The following is a 16568-nucleotide window of genomic DNA, read 5'->3' on the forward strand; positions in this document are numbered from 1 at the left end:
TCTCCCACCAAATCCCCGTGTCCCTTCGGGTGGTCGGGGCGCCGCCCGCGCCCGCCGCTCCCCCCCGGGCCCCCCCGCGGCCCGGCTCGGAATCTGCCGGGATCAGCCGTTCTTGGCGGACTCGGCCCGGGCGGTGGCCCCGGCCTCTTCTGACTCGTCTGCCCCGTCTGCCTCGTCCGTCTCTTCGCTCTTGTCGGCAGGGGTCTTGGCGCCGTCCTTGGCCTCCGCCCCGTCCTTGGCCTCGGCCTTGGTCAGGTCCGCCTTGCCGGCCTTGCCCTCCGGCTCGGCCGCCGCGGCGGCGACGGGCGCCGGTTCGACGTTCTCCTCGCGGCCCGGACGCAGCCGAGCGGAGACGATCATGTAGACGACGGCCCCGACGAAGACGATGATCGACGTCCAGTCGTTGAGCCGCAGCCCCAGGATGTGGTGGGCGTCGTCGACGCGCAGGTACTCGATCCAGAAGCGGCCGACGGTGTACGTGGCGACGTACAGCGCGAAGGCGCGGCCGTGGCCGAGCTTGAAGCGGCGGTCGGCCCAGATCACCAGCACGGCCACGCCGACGCACCACAGGGACTCGTACAGGAACGTCGGGTGGTACGTGGCGGCGTCCAGGCTGTTCGCCGGCCGGTGGGCGGCGTCGATCTTCAGCGCCCACGGCAGATCGGTCGGCCGGCCGTAGAGCTCCTGGTTGAACCAGTTGCCCCAGCGGCCGATGGCCTGGGCGAGGGCGATGCCGGGGGCGACGGCGTCGGCGTACGCGGGCAGCGAGATGCCGCGGCGCCGGCATCCGATCCACGCACCCAGGGCGCCGAGGGCGATCGCGCCCCAGATACCGAGGCCGCCCTCCCAGATCTTGAACGCGTTCACCCAGTGCTTGCCCTCACCGAAGTAGAGCTCGTAACTGGTGATCACGTGGTAGAGACGGCCACCGACCAGGCCGAACGGCACCGCCCAGACGGCGATGTCCGCGACCGTGGTCCGCTGTCCGCCGCGAGCGGCCCATCGCCTGCCACCGAGCCAGACGGCTACGAAGACACCGATGATGATGCAGAAGGCATAGCCGCGCAGCGGCACGGGTCCGAGGTGGATCACACCGCGCGACGGGCTGGGGATGAATGCGATTTCCATGGCACTGACGACGCTACCGTGCCGGGCGGGTACGGCGGGCACCCGCCCGGCAACGGCTGAATAACGGGCCGCTCTCCCGGAGGTGCCTCAGCCGGTCACCGAAGGGGACGCCGGCGGGCTCGCGGGCGGACTCGCCGGAGCCGAGGCCTGCGCCGAGGCGGGGGTGGAGGCCGGCGCGGAGGCGGTCGCCGAGCCGCTCGCCGGAGCGCTGGGCGGGGTCACGCTCGGGGTGACGGTGCCCGGCTTCTTGCCCTTGTTGGCGTCGGCGACCATCTGCTGCAGCTTCTGGGGGGTCAGCGGCGCCGCCTGGGCGCCGTAGATGTTCTTCCCGTTGAGCAGCACGGTCGGGGTGGAGTTGAAGCCCGACGCGTTGAAGGCACTGTTGTTCTTGTTCACCCAGTCGTCGTACGTGCCCTTGTTCACACAGGCGGTGAACGCCGGGGTCGTCAGCCCCGGCACCTGGCCGGCGAGCTGCAGCAGATAGGGCTTGCTCGCGAACTTGTCGTCCTGCTCCGGCGGCTGGTTCCGGTAGAGCACGTCGTGATACGCGCGGAACTTGTTCTGGTCCTGCGCGCAGGCCGCGGCATTGGCCGCGTTGAGCGATCCGGTACCGCCCAGGTTGCCGTCGATGATCCGGACAAGGTGGTAGTCCACCTTCAGCTGGCCCTTGTCCTCCAGGGCGTGGACGGTGTCCCGGTAGCCCTGCTCGAAGGCGCCGCAGGCCGGGCAGCGGAAGTCCTCGTACACGGTCAGCGTGGACGGGGCGTCGCTCGCGCCGGTGGGGATCACCAGCTTGTTCTCGCCCGTCGCGCCCGCCGGGGAGGCCGCGGCGGCCCCCTCGGAATCGCCGCCGCTGTTGGCCACCAGGATCCCGATGACGGCGCCGATCACCAGGACCCCGACGACGGACCCGGCGACGATCATCGTCCTCTTGCGCTTCTGGCGGCGTTGGTCCTGCACACGCTGCTCCTGCAGCCGCTCGCGGGCGGTGCGCTTTCCTTCACGGTTCTTCTCGCTCACACCCCGGGACAACGAACCGGGGACGCACCTGCGCGCGCCCCCGGCCGTAATTCGCCCGTTCGGGCGACGCCGACGCTCAGCGGCGGACGCCCTTGGCCAGGTCCGCGGCGAGCTCGCGCACCGCCGTGAGGCCCTGCTCCAGGTCCGGAGCGTCCAGCAGCTTCTTGACGAAGGCCGAGCCGACGATCACACCGTCGGCGAAGCCGGCGACCTCGGCCGCCTGCTCCGCGTTGGAGACGCCGAGGCCGACGCAGACCGGCAGCGCGGTCTGCGCGCGGGTGCGCCGCACCAGGTCGGCCGCCTCGGCGCCGACGCTCGCACGGGTGCCGGTGACGCCCATCAGCGAGGCCGCGTAGACGAAGCCGGTGCCCGCCGCCGTGATCTTCGCCAGCCGCTCGTCCCGGCTGCTCGGCGCGACCACGAACACGGTGGCCAGCCCGTGCTGCTCGGCGGCCTTGCGCCAGCCCTCGGACTCCTCCACGGGCAGGTCCGGCAGGATGCAGCCCGCGCCGCCCGCCTCGGCGAGTTCCGCGGCGAAGCGCTCGGCGCCGTACCGGTCGACCGGGTTCCAGTACGTCATGACCAGGACCGGCTTGCCGGTCGCCGTGTGCGCCTCGCGCACCGTGCGCAGCACGTCCTTGATCCGCACGCCGCCACGCAGCGCGATGTCGTCGGCGGTCTGGATGACCGGGCCGTCCAGCACGGGGTCGCTGTGCGGCAGGCCGACCTCGACGATGTCGGCGCCGCCGTCCAGGGCCGCCTTGACGGCCTCGATGCCGCCGTCGACGGTCGGGAAGCCCGCCGGGAGGTAGGCGACCAGGGCGGCCCGTCCCTCGGCCTTCGCGGCGGCCAGGGTCCGGTCCAGGAGTTCGATCTGCCCGCTCACTTCGCGTCCCCCTCGGTCCCGGCCCCGTCGTACAGCCCGAAGTAGCGGGCCGCGGTGTCCATGTCCTTGTCGCCGCGCCCGGAGAGGTTCACCAGGAGCAGTCCGTCCTCGCCGACCTCCTGGCCGAGCCGCAGCACGCCGGCGAGCGCGTGGGCGCTCTCGATGGCCGGGATGATGCCCTCGGTCTGCGACAGCAGGCGCAGCGCCTGCATCGCCTCGTCGTCGGTGACCGGGCGGTACTCCGCGCGCCCGGTCTCCTTCAGATAGGCGTGCTCGGGGCCGATGCCGGGGTAGTCCAGGCCCGCCGAGATCGAGTACGGCTCGGTGATCTGGCCCTCGTCGTCCTGGAGGACGTAGGAGCGGGAGCCGTGCAGGATGCCCGGCTCGCCCACGGTGAGCGTCGCGGCGTGCTCGCCGGAGTCCACGCCGTGGCCGGCCGCCTCCAGGCCCACCAGGCGCACGGACTCGTCCGGGATGAAGGCGTGGAACAGGCCGATGGCGTTGGACCCGCCGCCGACGCACGCGGCGACCGCGTCGGGCAGCCGCCCGGTCCGCTCCAGGATCTGGCGGCGCGCCTCGACGCCGATGACGCGGTGGAAGTCGCGCACCATCGCCGGGAAGGGGTGCGGGCCGGCGACGGTGCCGAACAGGTAGTGCGTGCGGTCCACGTTGGCGACCCAGTCGCGGAACGCCTCGTTGATCGCGTCCTTCAGCGTGCGGCTGCCGGACTTCACGGAGATGACCTCGGCGCCGAGCATGCGCATGCGGGCGACGTTGAGCGCCTGGCGCTCGGTGTCGATCTCGCCCATGTAGATCACGCACTCCAGGCCGAACAGGGCGCACGCCGTCGCCGTGGCCACGCCGTGCTGGCCAGCGCCGGTCTCCGCGATCACCCGGGTCTTGCCCATGCGCCTGGTGAGCAGCGCCTGCCCCAGCACGTTGTTGATCTTGTGCGAGCCGGTGTGGTTGAGGTCCTCGCGCTTGAGGAAGATCCGCGCCCCGCCGGCGTGCTCGGCGAACCGCGCCACCTCGGTGAGCGGGCTCGGGCGGCCGGTGTAGTGCACCAGCAGGTCGTTCAGCTCCGCGGCGAAGGCGGGGTCGGCCTTGGCCTTGTCGTACTCGACGGCGACCTCGTCCACGGCGGCGACGAGCGCCTCCGGGATGAACTTGCCGCCGAACCGGCCGAAGTAGCCCTCGGCGCTGGGCACCCGGCCCTCGGGGTCGGGAATGAAGAAGTCAACGGACATGACGTTCTCGGCTCCTTCGGGGACGCCTTCGCGCCCCCAGAGTCTGGGCGTGCCAATGGTCACGCTACGGCGCCCGGGGCGCCGTTCGCGTCTGCCGGCCGCGCGCGTCACAAGCCGGGACGGGACCCCGTCCGGGCGGCGCGCGCGACGGCTAGCGCCATCGGCGCCCGTTGATCTGCCCCGGCTCGCAGCCGATGTGGTACCGCACCCGGCGCCCGAGAATGCGCCGCGCGGGCGCGCGGCAGCCACGGGGACGGCAGCCCCGGGCCAGTCGCGCGTAGGTGTGCATGGCGGGGTTCAGCCCCGTCCGTGGCGCAGCGCGGGGTGGGCCCCGGCGGCGACGAGGTCGGCGACGGCGGTCCTCGGGTCGCGGCCGGTGACCAGGGACTCGCCGACCAGCACGGCGTCGGCGCCGTCGTTGGCGTAGGCGATGAGGTCGTGCGGGCCGCGGACGCCGGACTCGGCGACCTTGACGATGTGGTCGGGGATCTCCGGCGCGACCCGGGCGAAGGTGCCCCGGTCGACCTCGAGCGTCTTCAGGTTCCGCGCGTTGACGCCGATGATCCGGGCGCCGGCGTCGACGGCGCGGGCGACCTCGTCCTCGTCGTGGACCTCGACCAGGGGGGTGAGCCCGATGGACTCGGCCCGCTCGATCAGGGAGACCAGGGCGTCCTGCTCCAGCGCGGAGACGATCAGCAGCGCGAGGTCGGCACCGTAGGCGCGCGCCTCCCAGAGCTGGTACGCGGTGACGATGAAGTCCTTGCGCAGCACGGGGATGTCGACCTTGGCCCGGACGGCGTCCAGGTCGGCCAGCGAGCCGCCGAAGCGGCGCTGCTCGGTCAGCACGGAGATGACGGCCGCGCCGCCCGCCTCGTAGTCCGCGGCGAGTCCCGCCGGGTCGGCGATGGCCGCGAGGGCGCCCTTGGAGGGGCTGGACCGCTTGACCTCGCAGATGACGGTGACGCCCTCGCCGCGCAGGGCGGCCACGCCGTCCTTCGCGTCGCGCGCCTTCGCGGCACGTTGCTTGAGCTCGTCGAGCGAGACCCGGGCCTGCCGCTCGGCGAGGTCTTCGCGGACGCCGTCGATGATCTCGTCGAGCACACTCACGCGAGAGGACCCCTTCCGAAAGCGAAACGATCAAGCCAGTGAGATGTTCCACCAGCACTGCGATGGTAACCGCCGGGGGCCGCCGGACCCGCATCCGGCCGAACCGACGACCACCAGGTGGACGGACCGGGCACCCCCGGCAGGCGTCGTCAGGGGGCCAGCGCGGCCCCGAACGGCAGGTTCCGGACAACGGTGAAGACCACCACGACCGCCCCCACGGCCCACCAGTGCGCCGGCCGCAGGTTCACCGAGAACGGCCGTCCCCGCAGCGCCCGGACCACCCAGACGACCATCGCGACGGCGAAGAGGAGGTACACCGCGACGGCGAGGGCGTTGAGGCCCAACGCGGCCCCGAAGTCGCCGTGCGCCACCGCGTACGCGCTGCGCAGCCCGCCGCAGCCGGGGCAGTACACGCCCGTGTAGTGCAGGAGAGGGCAGACGGGGTAGTGCCCGGCCTGGTTGGGGTCGACGGTGCCGACGTAGGCGAAGGCGGCGACGACGCCGCCCAGCAGGCCCAGCGGGGCGGCGAGGGCGCTCGCCTTCGGCGCGATGGCGGTCTCGGTCACCCGCCGATTGTCCCGCGCCCCGCCGCCGGGCGACACCCGGGGTCGCCATGGATACGGCGGAGCCGCCCGCGGCGCACTGCCGGGGCGGCTCCGGTGTCCGTTGCGCGGCAGGTCAGCCGCGCGCGGCCTTCTCCGCCACCGGCTTGCCCAGACCGGCGGCGCGCATGCCCACGCCGATGAGACCGCCCAGCGCGGCCACAGCCAGGCCCGCGAACATGCCGATCGGCTCCGCCAGGACGACGAAAGCACCCGCGACGCAGAAGCCGATGAAGGCGATGATCACGCCGGTCCAGGCGGCAGGGGTGTGTCCGTGGCTGTTGCCCGCCATGAGTGCTCCCAAGTCGTTCTACAAAAGGTTCGTTTGGTCGTTCGCCGCGCGATGGCGCGCGTCGGGGCCCATTGTCCCCTGTTCTGCTCACGCTCCGCGCGCGGGGGGTGGCCCGGCGCGTCAGAGTGCGTCGGTGGGGTCCTCGCCGCGGTCAAGTGCCTTCCACAGGTCCTCCGGACGCTCCTCGTGGTCGCCGACGGGAGCGGAACGGGCGGTGGAGGGACGGGCCGTGGCGGTGGTGTCCCGCTCGTAACGGCCGGACATGCCGGGCCAGACCGCGGCGCGCAGGACGGCCACCACTCCGGCGAGCAGCAGCAGCGCCCCGCCCACGGCCGACACGGCCGGCCAGCCGGTGGTGGCGGTGTCCGTCGCCGTGGCCCGGGTCAGCCCGCTGGCGGCGGCCGCGGCGGCGTCCAGGGCGGAACCGTCCCCGGTGGCGAGCAGCGCGGCGATCAGGGCGCCCGCCCCGCACAGCGCCAGCAGCCCGGCCACGATCCTCCGGGCCACGCCGCGCACGGCGAAGACCGCGACCAGCGCGGCCAGCCCCACCAGCGCCAGCGCGCCCGGCACCGCGGTCACCTGGCCGCCGCTGACGTGCACCGCCACGCCGCCACCGGCCATCCCGGCGGAGCCGTGCCGCCACGTCTTGCCCGCGGCCAGCAGCACCAGCGCGGCACCGAGCACTCCGCCCGACAGGGCGACGGCCATGCTGCGACGGCCGCCCGCGCGGCGTGGCCCGGGGGGCACCGCCGTCCCGTCGGCATCGGCGGCGGCACGGGGCTGGGGTACGGCGCTGGTCATCCGACCACTATCCCCCCTCGCCCCGCGGCCCGCGTACGCGGGGCTACGCCCCCGCGCCCATCCGGTTCGCCGTAGCGACGGCGCGCAGCACCGCCGCCGCCTTGTTGCGGCACTCGGTGTCCTCCGAGACCGGATCGGAGTCGGCGACGATCCCGGCACCCGCCTGGACGTACGCCGTGCCGTCGCGGAGCAGCGCGGTGCGGATGGCGATGGCCGTGTCCGAGTCGCCCGCGAAGTCCAGATAGCCCACGCAACCGCCGTACAGCCCGCGCCGGGTCGGCTCCAGTTCGTCGATGATCTGCATCGCCCGGGGCTTCGGCGCACCCGACAGCGTCCCCGCCGGGAAGCAGGCCGTCAGCACGTCGAACGCGGTGCGGCCGGCCCCCAGGGTGCCGGTGACGGTCGAGACGATGTGCATCACGTGGCTGTAGCGCTCGACCGACATGAAGTCGACGACCTCCACCGTGCCCGGCTCGCACACCCGGCCCAGGTCGTTGCGGCCCAGGTCCACCAGCATCAGGTGCTCCGCCCGCTCCTTGGGGTCGGCCAGCAACTCGTCGGCGAGCGCCTGGTCTTCCCGCGGCGTGGCGCCGCGCGGCCGCGTGCCCGCGATCGGGTGCACCATCGCGCGGCCGTCCTCCACCTTCACCAGCGCCTCGGGGCTCGACCCCACCACGTCGAAACCCTCGAACCGGAGCAGGTACATGTACGGGGACGGATTGGTGGCCCGCAGCACCCGGTACACGTCCAGCGCGCTCGCCGGGCACGGCGTCTCGAACCGCTGCGACGGCACCACCTGGAACGCGTCCCCGGCCCGGATGTACTCCTTCGCCCGCTCCACCGCCCCGTGGTACGCGGCGCCGCCGTAGCGCGCCGTGATCTCCTCCGGCAGCCGCGACGGCGGCAGTTCCGTGGGCGCCGAGTCCAGCGGCCGGGCCAGGTCCGCGGCCATCGCGTCGAGCCGCGCCACGGCGTCCGCGTACGCCTCGTCCACACCGGTGTCCAGGTCGTTGTGGTTGATCGCGTTGGCGATCAGCAGCACCGAGCCGTCCCAGTGGTCCAGCACCGCCAGATCCGACGTCAGCAGCATCGTGAGCTCGGGCAGCCCCAGGTCGTCCTGTGCGTCGTCCCCGATGCGCTCCAGACGGCGCACGACGTCGTACCCCAGGTACCCGACCATCCCGCCGGTGAACGGCGGCAGCCCCGCGTCGTCATGCAGATCCCGAGGCGTGTGCAGCGCCTCCAGCGTCACCCGCAGCGCCTCCAGCGGATCGCCGCTCCGCGGCACCGCCACCGGCGGCGTCCCCAGCCAGTGCGCCTGCCCGTCCCGCTCCGTCAGCGTCGCCGCGCTCCGCACGCCCACGAACGAATACCGCGACCACGAACGCCCGTTCTCCGCCGACTCCAGCAGAAACGTCCCCGACCGCTCCCCCGCCAGCTTCCTGTACAACCCGACCGGCGTGTCCCCGTCGGCCAGCAGTTTCCTGCTGACCGGAATCACCCGGCGGTCCAGCGCCAGCTTGCGGAACGTCTCGAGATCGGGAGTCACCGTGCCCGTGGTCATGCCCCGCAGCCTAGTGCCCACCGCCCCTCGGCCCGGCCCATCCGCACCCCCCGCGTCCGCCCTGGGCGAGTGAGCCGAAGGGGAGCGCCGCTGTCGAAAGGAGTGGGGGCCCCTCCCAGCGGTAGCTGGGGGAGCGCGGAGGTCGCGAGGAACGAGCGACCGAGCACGGTCGACCGTCGACAGCGGCTCAAGCGACCCGGAGGCGAACCGAGCCCCCTAAGAAAGGGGCAACACGTCGGCGTCGAAGCACGTGCGGTCCCCCGTGTGGCACGCCGCGCCGATCTGGTCGACCTTCACGAGGATCGTGTCCCCGTCGCAGTCCAGGGCCACGGACTTGACGTGCTGGACGTGCCCGGAGGTGTCGCCCTTGACCCAGTACTCCTGGCGGCTGCGGCTCCAGTAGGTGCAGCGGCCGGTGGTCAGGGTGCGGTGCAGCGCCTCGTCGTCCATCCATCCGAGCATGAGGACTTCGCCGGTGTCGTACTGCTGGGCGACGGCGGGGACGAGCCCGTCCGCGGTGCGCTTGAGGCGGGCGGCGAGGGCTGGGTCGAGCGGGGATTCCATACCCCCATTCTGCCGGGTCCGGGAGGGCCGGACTTCGACTCCCGCACGCACGGCGATCACCCGTATGGGGCATGCTTCGTCCATGAGTTTTCCTCCGCAGCCCCCTCCTGACGACCCGCACTCCGGCCAGGGCGGCGGTTTCGGGCCGCCTCCCGGGGGCTTCGGTCCGCCGCAGTACCAGCCTCAGCCGTACCAGCCGCAGCCGTACCAGCCCCCGCAGGCGCCGTATCAGCAGCAGCCGCAGCCGGGTGGTTACGGCGGTTACCCGCCCCCGCAGCCTCCCCCGCGCAGCGGCGGCGGTGCGAAGATCGCGGCAATCATCATCGGCGTGGTCGTGCTGATAGCAGTCGTCGTCGGCGGTCTCGCGGTCGCGCTCGGCGGCGGCTCGGACGACGACGGCAAGGACGCGGCGTCCTCGTCCAGCAGCCCGGCGACGTCGGCGCCGACGTCGTCGGAGCCCACGGACGACGTGGACGCCACACCGTCGCCCGCGGAGACGTTCCGCAAGTACGTCGTGCTCGATGTGGGCCAGTGCTTCAACGACCCCGGTCTGGACAGCAGCGTCACCGAGGTCACGCCGGTCTCCTGCACCGGCCCGCACGACGCCGAGGTCATCGCCCACGAGAAGATCACCGGCACCTTCGCCACCGAGGCCGCGCTGAAGAAGAAGGTGCTCCAGCTCTGCGAGGCGGACGCCGCCAAGCGCCTGGACCGCATCACGGACCACCGCACCTTCTACTACTACGCGCTCTACCCGAAGCTGGCCGGGTACCAGGTGCAGGGCAAGGACACGGTCTCCTGCTCCCTGACGCTCAGCAACAAGCCCGATGGCGAGAAGCTGACCAAACCGCTCTCGTAGGTGCTGCCGGTGGGCGAGGAGCCGACGTAGGCTGACGGCATGTCGACTCATGCCCAGCGTGAACGTCTGCTCCTCGCCGACCTGCTGGAGAGCACCGGCTCCGACGCGCCCACCCTCTGCAAGGGCTGGACCGCCCGGGATCTGGCCGCCCACATCGTCGTCCGCGAGCGGCGCAGCGACGCTTCGGCCGGCCTGGTCATCCCGCAGCTCGCGGCCCGGTCGGAGCGGATCCGCAAGGAGTTCGTGGCGAAGCCGTACGACGAACTCATCCAGCTCATCCGCACCGGGCCACCGCGGCTGTCGCCGTTCGCCCTCAAGCAGATCGACGAGGCCGCCAACACCGTCGAGTTCTATGTCCATTCCGAGGACGTGCGCCGTGCCCAGCACGACTGGGCGCCCCGCCAGCTGGACCCGGTCTTCGCCGACCTGCTCTGGTCCCGTCTGGAGCGTTCCGCCCGGCTGCTGGGCCGCAAGGCCCCGGTCGGCGTCGTGCTGCGCCGGCCGGACGGGCAGACCGCGGTGGCCCACCGCGGCACGCCGGTCGTCACGGTCACCGGCGAGCCGGCGGAGTTGCTGATGTTCGCCTTCGGGCGGCAGGAGGCGGCCCGGGTGGAGACCGAGGGTGACAAGGAAGCCGTGGGCAGGCTGTACGAGGCCCGCCTCGGCATCTCGGGCTAGGCCCGCTCCCGCTCGCGAGTCCGGCCCGCCGCAGCGCGGCCCGGTGCGCCGTCAGCGCACCGGGTGGCCGGCCTCGCGCAGCGTCTGCTTGACCTCGCCGATGCGCAGGTCGCCGAAGTGGAAGACGGAGGCGGCCAGGACCGCGTCCGCGCCGGCGGTGACGGCCGGAGGGAAGTGGTCAAGGGCGCCGGCGCCGCCGGAGGCGATGACGGGGACGGTGACGAGCTTGCGGACGGCGGCGATCATCTCCGTGTCGTAGCCGTCCTTGGTGCCGTCGGCGTCCATGGAGTTGAGCAGGATCTCACCGGCGCCGAGTTCGGCCGCGCGGTGGGCCCACTCCACCGCGTCGATGCCGGTGCCCTGGCGGCCGCCGTGCGTGGTGACCTCGAAGCCGGACGGGGTGCCGGCGTCCGTGCGGCGGGCGTCGACGGACAGTACGAGGACCTGCCGGCCGAAGCGTTCGGCGATCTCGCGGATCAGCTCGGGCCGGGCGATGGCGGCGGTGTTGACGCCCACCTTGTCGGCGCCGGCGCGCAGCAGCTTGTCGACGTCCTCGGCGGACCGCACGCCCCCGCCGACGGTGAGCGGGATGAAGACCTGCTCGGCGGTGCGCCGCACCACGTCGTAGGTGGTCTCGCGGTTGCCGGAGGAGGCGGTGATGTCGAGGAAGGTCAGCTCGTCGGCGCCCTCGGCGTCGTACAGCCTGGCCATCTCGACGGGGTCGCCGGCGTCCCGGAGGTCGCGGAAGTTGACGCCCTTGACGACCCGGCCGTTGTCCACGTCCAGGCAGGGGATGACTCGGACCGCCAGGGTCATTGCGCTCAGGCTCCTCGGGATGCTCGGAATGCTTCGAGTTCCACTTCGACCAGGACCCGCGGGTCCATGAAGCCCGAGACCACGACGAACGTCGCGGCGGGGCGGGCGCGGTCGAAGAAATCCTTGTGCGCCCGGCCGACCTCCTCCACGTCATGGGTGTGGGTGAGGTACATGCGGGTGCGGACGACGGAATCGGCGTCCAGGCCGAACGCGTCCAGCGCGGCGAGGGCCTTGGTGAACGCGAACTTCGCCTGTTCGTAGGGATCGCCCTCGCCGTAGAGCACGGTGCCCTCGAACGGCATCGTGCCCGCGACGTGGACACGGTCCCCCGCCGCGACGGCGCGTGCGAAACCGAACTGCTCCTCCCAGGGGCTGTCGCTGTGCACTCGCCGTACGTCGGGGGTCTGCGTCATCGGGACACCGCCTCCAGGGCCTCTTCCAGGGTGAACGCCTCGGCATAGAGCGCCTTTCCGACGATGGCCCCTTCAACCCCCTGGGGCACCAGGGAGGCGATGGCCCGCAGGTCGTCCAGGGAGGAGACGCCGCCGGAGGCGACGACCGGGCGGTCGGTGGCCGCGCACACGTTCTTCAGCAGCTCCAGGTTGGGGCCCTGCAAGGTGCCGTCCTTGTTGATGTCGGTGACGACGTACCGGGCGCAGCCCTCGGAGTCCAGACGGGCCAGCGTCTCGTAGAGGTCGCCGCCGTCGCGGGTCCAGCCGCGGCCGCGCAGGGTGGTGCCGCGGACGTCGAGGCCGACCGCGATCTTGTCACCGTGCTCGGCGATGACCTTGGCGACCCACTCCGGGGTCTCCAGCGCGGCGGTGCCCAGGTTGACCCGCGTGCAGCCGGTGGCGAGCGCCGCGGCCAGCGTGTCGTCGTCGCGGATGCCGCCGGAGAGCTCGACCCTGATGTCCATCGAGCGCGCGACCTCGGCGATCCGCGCACGGTTGTCGCCGGTGCCGAAGGCGGCGTCCAGGTCGACCAGGTGCAGCCACTCGGCGCCGGCCCGCTGCCAGGCGAGCGCGGCGGCCATGGGGTCGCCGTAGGACGTCTCGGAGCCCGACTCGCCGTGGACGAGGCGGACTGCCTGGCCGTCGCGGACGTCGACGGCGGGGAGGAGTTCGAGGCGGTGCGTCGTGCTCATGGCGGCGTGGGGTCCTAGTCCTTGAAGGTGTCGAGCCAGTTGGCCAGCAGCTGGGCGCCGGCGTCGCCGGACTTCTCGGGGTGGAACTGGGTGGCCCACAGCGGGCCGTTCTCGACAGCGGCGACGAAGGGCTCGCCGTGCGTCGCCCAGGTGACCTGAGGGGGCCGGATGGCGGGGTTGCCGGTCTCCAGCTCCCAGGAGCGCACGGCGTAGGAGTGCACGAAGTAGTAGCGCGCGTCGGCGTCGAGTCCGGCGAACAGCCGTGAGTCCTCGGGTGCCTTGACGGTGTTCCAGCCCATGTGCGGCACGATCGGCGCCTGCAGCGGCTCCACCGTGCCGGGCCACTCGTCGCAGCCCTCGGTGGTCACGCCGTGCTCGACGCCCTGCGCGAAGAGGATCTGCATGCCGACGCAGATGCCCATCACCGGGCGGCCGCCGGCGAGCCGGCGGCCGATGGCCCATTCGCCGCGCACCGACTTCAGCCCGGCCATGCAGGCGGCGAAGGCACCGACGCCGGGCACGAGCAGCCCGTCGGCCTTCAGGGCCTTGTCGAAGTCGGCGGTGATCTCGACGTCCGCGCCCACCCGGGCCAGCGCGCGCTCCGCGGAACGGACGTTGCCGAAGCCGTAGTCGAGGACCACGACCTTCCTGGCGGCCTTGCTCATGTCCGCGAACCCCCTACAGCCGCATCAGGCCGGACACCAGGGACATGGCCGAGCCGATGCCGAGCAGCACGATGACGCCCTTGGGCATCTTCTGCTTCCAGAACGAGTAGACGCCGCCGGCCAGGAAGAGGCCCAGCAGGATGAACAGGATGGCCGGCTTGGTCACAGCGCGCCCTTCGTCGACGGGAGGATGCCCGCCGCGCGCGGGTCGCGCTCGGAGGCGTAGCGCAGGGCTCGGGCCAGCGCCTTGAACTGGCACTCCACGATGTGGTGGGCGTTGCGCCCGTACGGTACGTGGACGTGCAGCGCGATCTGCGCCTGGGCGACGAAGGACTCCAGGATGTGCCGGGTCATCGTCGTGTCGTAGGAGCCGATCATCGGCGCCATGTTCTCCGGCTCGGTGTGCACCAGGTAGGGGCGGCCGGAGAGGTCCACGGTGACCTGGGCGAGGGACTCGTCCAGCGGCACCGTGCAGTTGCCGAAGCGGTAGATGCCCACCTTGTCGCCGAGCGCCTGCTTGAAGGCGGCACCGAGCGCGAGGGCGGTGTCCTCGATGGTGTGGTGGGTGTCGATGTGCAGGTCGCCCTCGGTCTTGACCGTGAGGTCGAAGAGGCCGTGGCGGCCGAGCTGGTCGAGCATGTGGTCGTAGAAGCCGACTCCGGTGGAGATCTCGGTCGTGCCGGTGCCGTCGAGGTCGAGTTCGACGACGACGGACGTCTCCTTGGTCGTGCGCTCCACGCGGCCGACGCGTGTCATGTGCCTATCGCTCCTTCTTCAGCTCGCGAACCGCTTCGAGGAACGCGTCGTTCTCGGCCGGGGTGCCCGCGGTGACCCGCAGCCAGCCCGGTACGCCGTTGTCGCGGACGAGGACGCCGCGGTCGAGGATCGCCTGCCATGTGCGGTGGCTGTCCTCGAAGCGGCCGAACTGCACGAAGTTGGCGTCCGAGTCGGTGACCTCGTACCCGATCCCGCGCAGCTCCCCGACCAGTCGATCCCGCTCGGCCTTCAGCTGTTCGACGTACCCGAGCAGCGTATCGGTGTGCTCCAGGGCGGCGAGCGCGGTGGCCTGGGTGACGGCCGACAGGTGGTACGGCAGACGCACCAGCTGCACGGCGTCGACGACCGCGGGGTGCGCGGCGAGGTAGCCCAGCCGCAGGCCGGCGGCGCCGAAGGCCTTGGACATGGTGCGGCTGACCACCATGTTGGGGCGGCCCTCGATGAGCGGCAGCAGCGAGGGCGAGTGGCTGAACTCGCCGTACGCCTCGTCGATCACCACCAGCGAGGGCCGGGCGGCCTGCGCGGCCTCGTACAGCGCGAGGACGGTGTCGGCCGCGACCGCGGTGCCGGTGGGGTTGTTCGGCGAGGTGATGAAGACCACGTGCGGCCGGTGCTCGGCGATGGCCCGCCGGGCCGCGGCCACGTCGATGGTGAAGTCGTCCTCGCGCGGACCGGAGAGCCAGCCGGTGCCGGTGCCGCGGGAGATCAGGCCGTGCATCGAGTACGAGGGCTCGAAGCCGAGCGCGGTACGGCCGGGGCCGCCGAAGGTCTGCAGCAGTTGCTGGATGACCTCGTTGGAGCCGTTGGCGGCCCACACGTTGGCCAGGCCCACCTCGTGGCCCGCGGTGCGGGAGAGGTACTTGGCCAGCTCGGTGCGCAACTCCACCGCGTCCCGGTCGGGGTAGCGGTTGAGGTCGCGGGCGGCCTCGCGGACCCGTTCGGCGATCCGGTCGACCAGCTCCTCGGGCAGCGGATACGGGTTCTCGTTGGTGTTCAGGCGTACGGGGACGTCGAGTTGGGGCGCTCCGTACGGGGACTTGCCGCGCAGCTCGTCCCGGATGGGCAGGTCGTCGATGCCGGTCACGAACCCGGTACCGTCCAATCGAATCGGGCCCGCACCGCGGCACCGTGCGCCGGCAGGTCCTCGGCGTCGGCGAGGGTCACCACGTGGCCGGCGACCTCCGCCAGCGCCTCGCGGGTGTAGTCGACGACGTGCACGCCGCGCAGGAACGACTGCACGGACAGGCCCGAGGAGTGGCAGGCGCAGCCGCCGGTGGGCAGCACGTGGTTGGATCCGGCCGCGTAGTCGCCCAGCGAGACGGGGGCATAGGCCCCGACGAAGATCGCGCCCGCGTTGCGCACCCGGGCGGCGACGGCGCGCGCGTTCACGGTCTGGATCTCCAGGTGCTCGGCCGCGTAAGCGTCCACGACCCGCAGGCCCTGCTCGATCCCGTCGACCAGCACGATGCCGGACTGGCGGCCGGACAGAGCCGGCACGATCCGGTCCTCGACGTGCCTGGTGGCCGCCACCTGCGTCTGGAGCTCCTTCTCCACGGCCTCGGCGAGGTCGACGGAGTCGGTGACCAGGACGGCCGCGGCCAGCGGGTCGTGCTCGGCCTGGCTGATCAGGTCGGCGGCGACGTGCACCGGGTCGGCGGTGGCGTCCGCGAGGATCGCGATCTCCGTGGGGCCGGCCTCCGCGTCGATGCCGATACGGCCCTTGAGCAGGCGCTTGGCCGCGGCGACCCAGATGTTGCCGGGGCCGGTGACCATGTTCACCGGACGGCACTCCTCGGTGCCGTACGCGAACATCGCGACGGCCTGGGCGCCGCCCGCGGCGTACACCTCGTCCACGCCGAGCAGGGCGCACGCGGCGAGGATCGTGGGGTGCGGGAGCCCGCCGAAGTCCTTCTGCGGCGGCGAGGCGACGGCCATCGAGCCCACGTTGGCCTCCTGCGCGGGCACCACGTTCATCACCACGGACGACGGGTAGACCGAGCGGCCGCCGGGCACGTACAGGCCCACGCGCTCCACCGGCACCCAGCGCTCGGTGACCGTGCCGCCCGGCACGACCTGCGTGGTGTGGTCCATGCGGCGCTGCTCGCCGTGGACGAGCCGGGCGCGGCGGACCGACTCCTCCAGCGCGGCCCGCACCTTCGGGTCGAGTTCCGCCAGTGCCCGGGTCAGCGCCTCGGCGGGGACGCGCACCCGGTCGATGGTGACGCCGTCGAACTTCTCCGCGTAGTCGATCAGTGCCGCCGTGCCGCGATGCTTCACGTCCTCGCAGATCGGGCGCACCTTCTCCAGGGCGGCCTCGACGTCCAGCTCGGCACGGGGCAGCAGATCGCGGTCGATGCCGTCCTCGGGGAAGGCGTCACCGCGCAGATCGATTCGGGAGATCACCCTCCCAAGTGTAGA

General features: G+C 72.5%; 20 protein-coding genes. 2 read left to right on the top strand and 18 right to left on the bottom strand.

Annotated elements, in window-relative coordinates:
- Positions 1 to 102: 102 nt before the first annotated feature.
- From lgt to hisI, 10 genes are all read right to left on the bottom strand, one after another.
- Positions 103 to 1128, bottom strand: coding sequence for a prolipoprotein diacylglyceryl transferase (gene lgt, locus ACFWVC_RS15875; RefSeq protein ID WP_384284909.1), 1026 nt, complete (start codon positions 1126 to 1128; stop codon positions 103 to 105).
- Positions 1129 to 1215: 87 nt separating this feature from the next.
- Positions 1216 to 2148 (bottom strand): DsbA family protein, encoded by a 933-nt coding sequence (locus tag ACFWVC_RS15880; protein WP_384284911.1) that lies wholly within the window; start codon positions 2146 to 2148, stop codon positions 1216 to 1218.
- A 76-nt stretch (positions 2149 to 2224) separates the two neighbouring features.
- Positions 2225 to 3034: a tryptophan synthase subunit alpha gene (gene trpA, locus ACFWVC_RS15885; RefSeq protein ID WP_384284913.1), complete on the bottom strand. Its 810-nt coding sequence runs from the start codon at positions 3032 to 3034 to the stop codon at positions 2225 to 2227.
- Positions 3031 to 4281 (bottom strand): tryptophan synthase subunit beta, encoded by a 1251-nt coding sequence (trpB, locus tag ACFWVC_RS15890; protein ID WP_384284915.1) that lies wholly within the window; start codon positions 4279 to 4281, stop codon positions 3031 to 3033. The genes trpA and trpB overlap by 4 nt, the downstream gene beginning before the upstream one ends.
- Before the next feature lie 297 nt (positions 4282 to 4578).
- The gene (trpC, locus tag ACFWVC_RS15895; RefSeq protein WP_384284917.1) at positions 4579 to 5388 is read right to left on the bottom strand and encodes an indole-3-glycerol phosphate synthase TrpC; all 810 of its coding nucleotides are present in this window, start codon (positions 5386 to 5388) and stop codon (positions 4579 to 4581) included.
- A 149-nt stretch (positions 5389 to 5537) separates the two neighbouring features.
- Complete coding sequence (locus tag ACFWVC_RS15900) at positions 5538 to 5954, bottom strand: DUF2752 domain-containing protein (RefSeq protein ID WP_384284919.1); 417 nt, start codon at positions 5952 to 5954, stop codon at positions 5538 to 5540.
- Between the two features lie 112 nt (positions 5955 to 6066).
- Complete coding sequence (locus ACFWVC_RS15905) at positions 6067 to 6282, bottom strand: HGxxPAAW family protein (protein ID WP_384284923.1); 216 nt, start codon at positions 6280 to 6282, stop codon at positions 6067 to 6069.
- Between the two features lie 120 nt (positions 6283 to 6402).
- Entirely contained in the window at positions 6403 to 7083 is a 681-nt protein-coding gene (locus ACFWVC_RS15910) for a TIGR02234 family membrane protein (RefSeq protein WP_384284927.1), read from the bottom strand.
- Positions 7084 to 7126: 43 nt separating this feature from the next.
- Positions 7127 to 8647: an anthranilate synthase component I gene (locus ACFWVC_RS15915; protein WP_384284930.1), complete on the bottom strand. Its 1521-nt coding sequence runs from the start codon at positions 8645 to 8647 to the stop codon at positions 7127 to 7129.
- Positions 8648 to 8863: 216 nt separating this feature from the next.
- Positions 8864 to 9211: a phosphoribosyl-AMP cyclohydrolase gene (gene hisI, locus ACFWVC_RS15920; RefSeq protein WP_384284933.1), complete on the bottom strand. Its 348-nt coding sequence runs from the start codon at positions 9209 to 9211 to the stop codon at positions 8864 to 8866.
- Positions 9212 to 9293: 82 nt separating this feature from the next.
- Between hisI and ACFWVC_RS15925 the strand changes: the two genes are divergently transcribed.
- Positions 9294 to 10070, top strand: coding sequence for a hypothetical protein (locus ACFWVC_RS15925; protein ID WP_384284936.1), 777 nt, complete (start codon positions 9294 to 9296; stop codon positions 10068 to 10070).
- 39 nt (positions 10071 to 10109) lie between these two features.
- A complete protein-coding gene (locus tag ACFWVC_RS15930) occupies positions 10110 to 10748 on the top strand; it encodes a TIGR03085 family metal-binding protein (protein ID WP_384284939.1) in 639 nt (212 codons plus the stop codon).
- Between the two features lie 51 nt (positions 10749 to 10799).
- Here the strand turns inward: ACFWVC_RS15930 and hisF are convergent, their stop codons facing one another.
- The 8 genes from hisF to hisD are packed head-to-tail and all read right to left on the bottom strand — an operon-like array spanning position 10800 to position 16553.
- Positions 10800 to 11564, bottom strand: a complete 765-nt coding sequence (gene hisF, locus ACFWVC_RS15935; RefSeq protein WP_384284942.1) for an imidazole glycerol phosphate synthase subunit HisF — start codon at positions 11562 to 11564, stop codon at positions 10800 to 10802.
- 5 nt (positions 11565 to 11569) lie between these two features.
- Positions 11570 to 11977, bottom strand: coding sequence for a RidA family protein (locus ACFWVC_RS15940; protein ID WP_384284945.1), 408 nt, complete (start codon positions 11975 to 11977; stop codon positions 11570 to 11572).
- On the bottom strand, positions 11974 to 12708 hold the full coding sequence (gene priA / locus ACFWVC_RS15945) for a bifunctional 1-(5-phosphoribosyl)-5-((5-phosphoribosylamino)methylideneamino)imidazole-4-carboxamide isomerase/phosphoribosylanthranilate isomerase PriA (RefSeq protein ID WP_384284950.1): 735 nt from the start codon (positions 12706 to 12708) through the stop codon (positions 11974 to 11976). Before priA ends, ACFWVC_RS15940 begins: the two co-directional genes overlap by 4 nt.
- 14 nt (positions 12709 to 12722) lie before the next feature.
- Positions 12723 to 13373 (bottom strand): imidazole glycerol phosphate synthase subunit HisH, encoded by a 651-nt coding sequence (gene hisH, locus ACFWVC_RS15950; RefSeq protein ID WP_384284954.1) that lies wholly within the window; start codon positions 13371 to 13373, stop codon positions 12723 to 12725.
- Positions 13374 to 13386: 13 nt separating this feature from the next.
- On the bottom strand, positions 13387 to 13539 hold the full coding sequence (locus tag ACFWVC_RS15955) for a hypothetical protein (protein ID WP_384284957.1): 153 nt from the start codon (positions 13537 to 13539) through the stop codon (positions 13387 to 13389).
- Positions 13536 to 14129 (bottom strand): imidazoleglycerol-phosphate dehydratase HisB, encoded by a 594-nt coding sequence (hisB, locus tag ACFWVC_RS15960; protein WP_384284960.1) that lies wholly within the window; start codon positions 14127 to 14129, stop codon positions 13536 to 13538. The genes ACFWVC_RS15955 and hisB overlap by 4 nt, the downstream gene beginning before the upstream one ends.
- Positions 14130 to 14133: 4 nt before the next feature.
- Positions 14134 to 15234, bottom strand: a complete 1101-nt coding sequence (locus tag ACFWVC_RS15965) for a histidinol-phosphate transaminase (protein WP_384284964.1) — start codon at positions 15232 to 15234, stop codon at positions 14134 to 14136.
- On the bottom strand, positions 15231 to 16553 hold the full coding sequence (gene hisD / locus ACFWVC_RS15970; protein ID WP_384284969.1) for a histidinol dehydrogenase: 1323 nt from the start codon (positions 16551 to 16553) through the stop codon (positions 15231 to 15233). Before hisD ends, ACFWVC_RS15965 begins: the two co-directional genes overlap by 4 nt.
- Between the last annotated feature and the right edge of the window lie 15 nt (positions 16554 to 16568).

This window comes from Streptomyces sp. NPDC058691, assembly GCF_042714775.1.
Classification (GTDB): Bacteria; Actinomycetota; Actinomycetes; order Streptomycetales; family Streptomycetaceae; genus Actinacidiphila.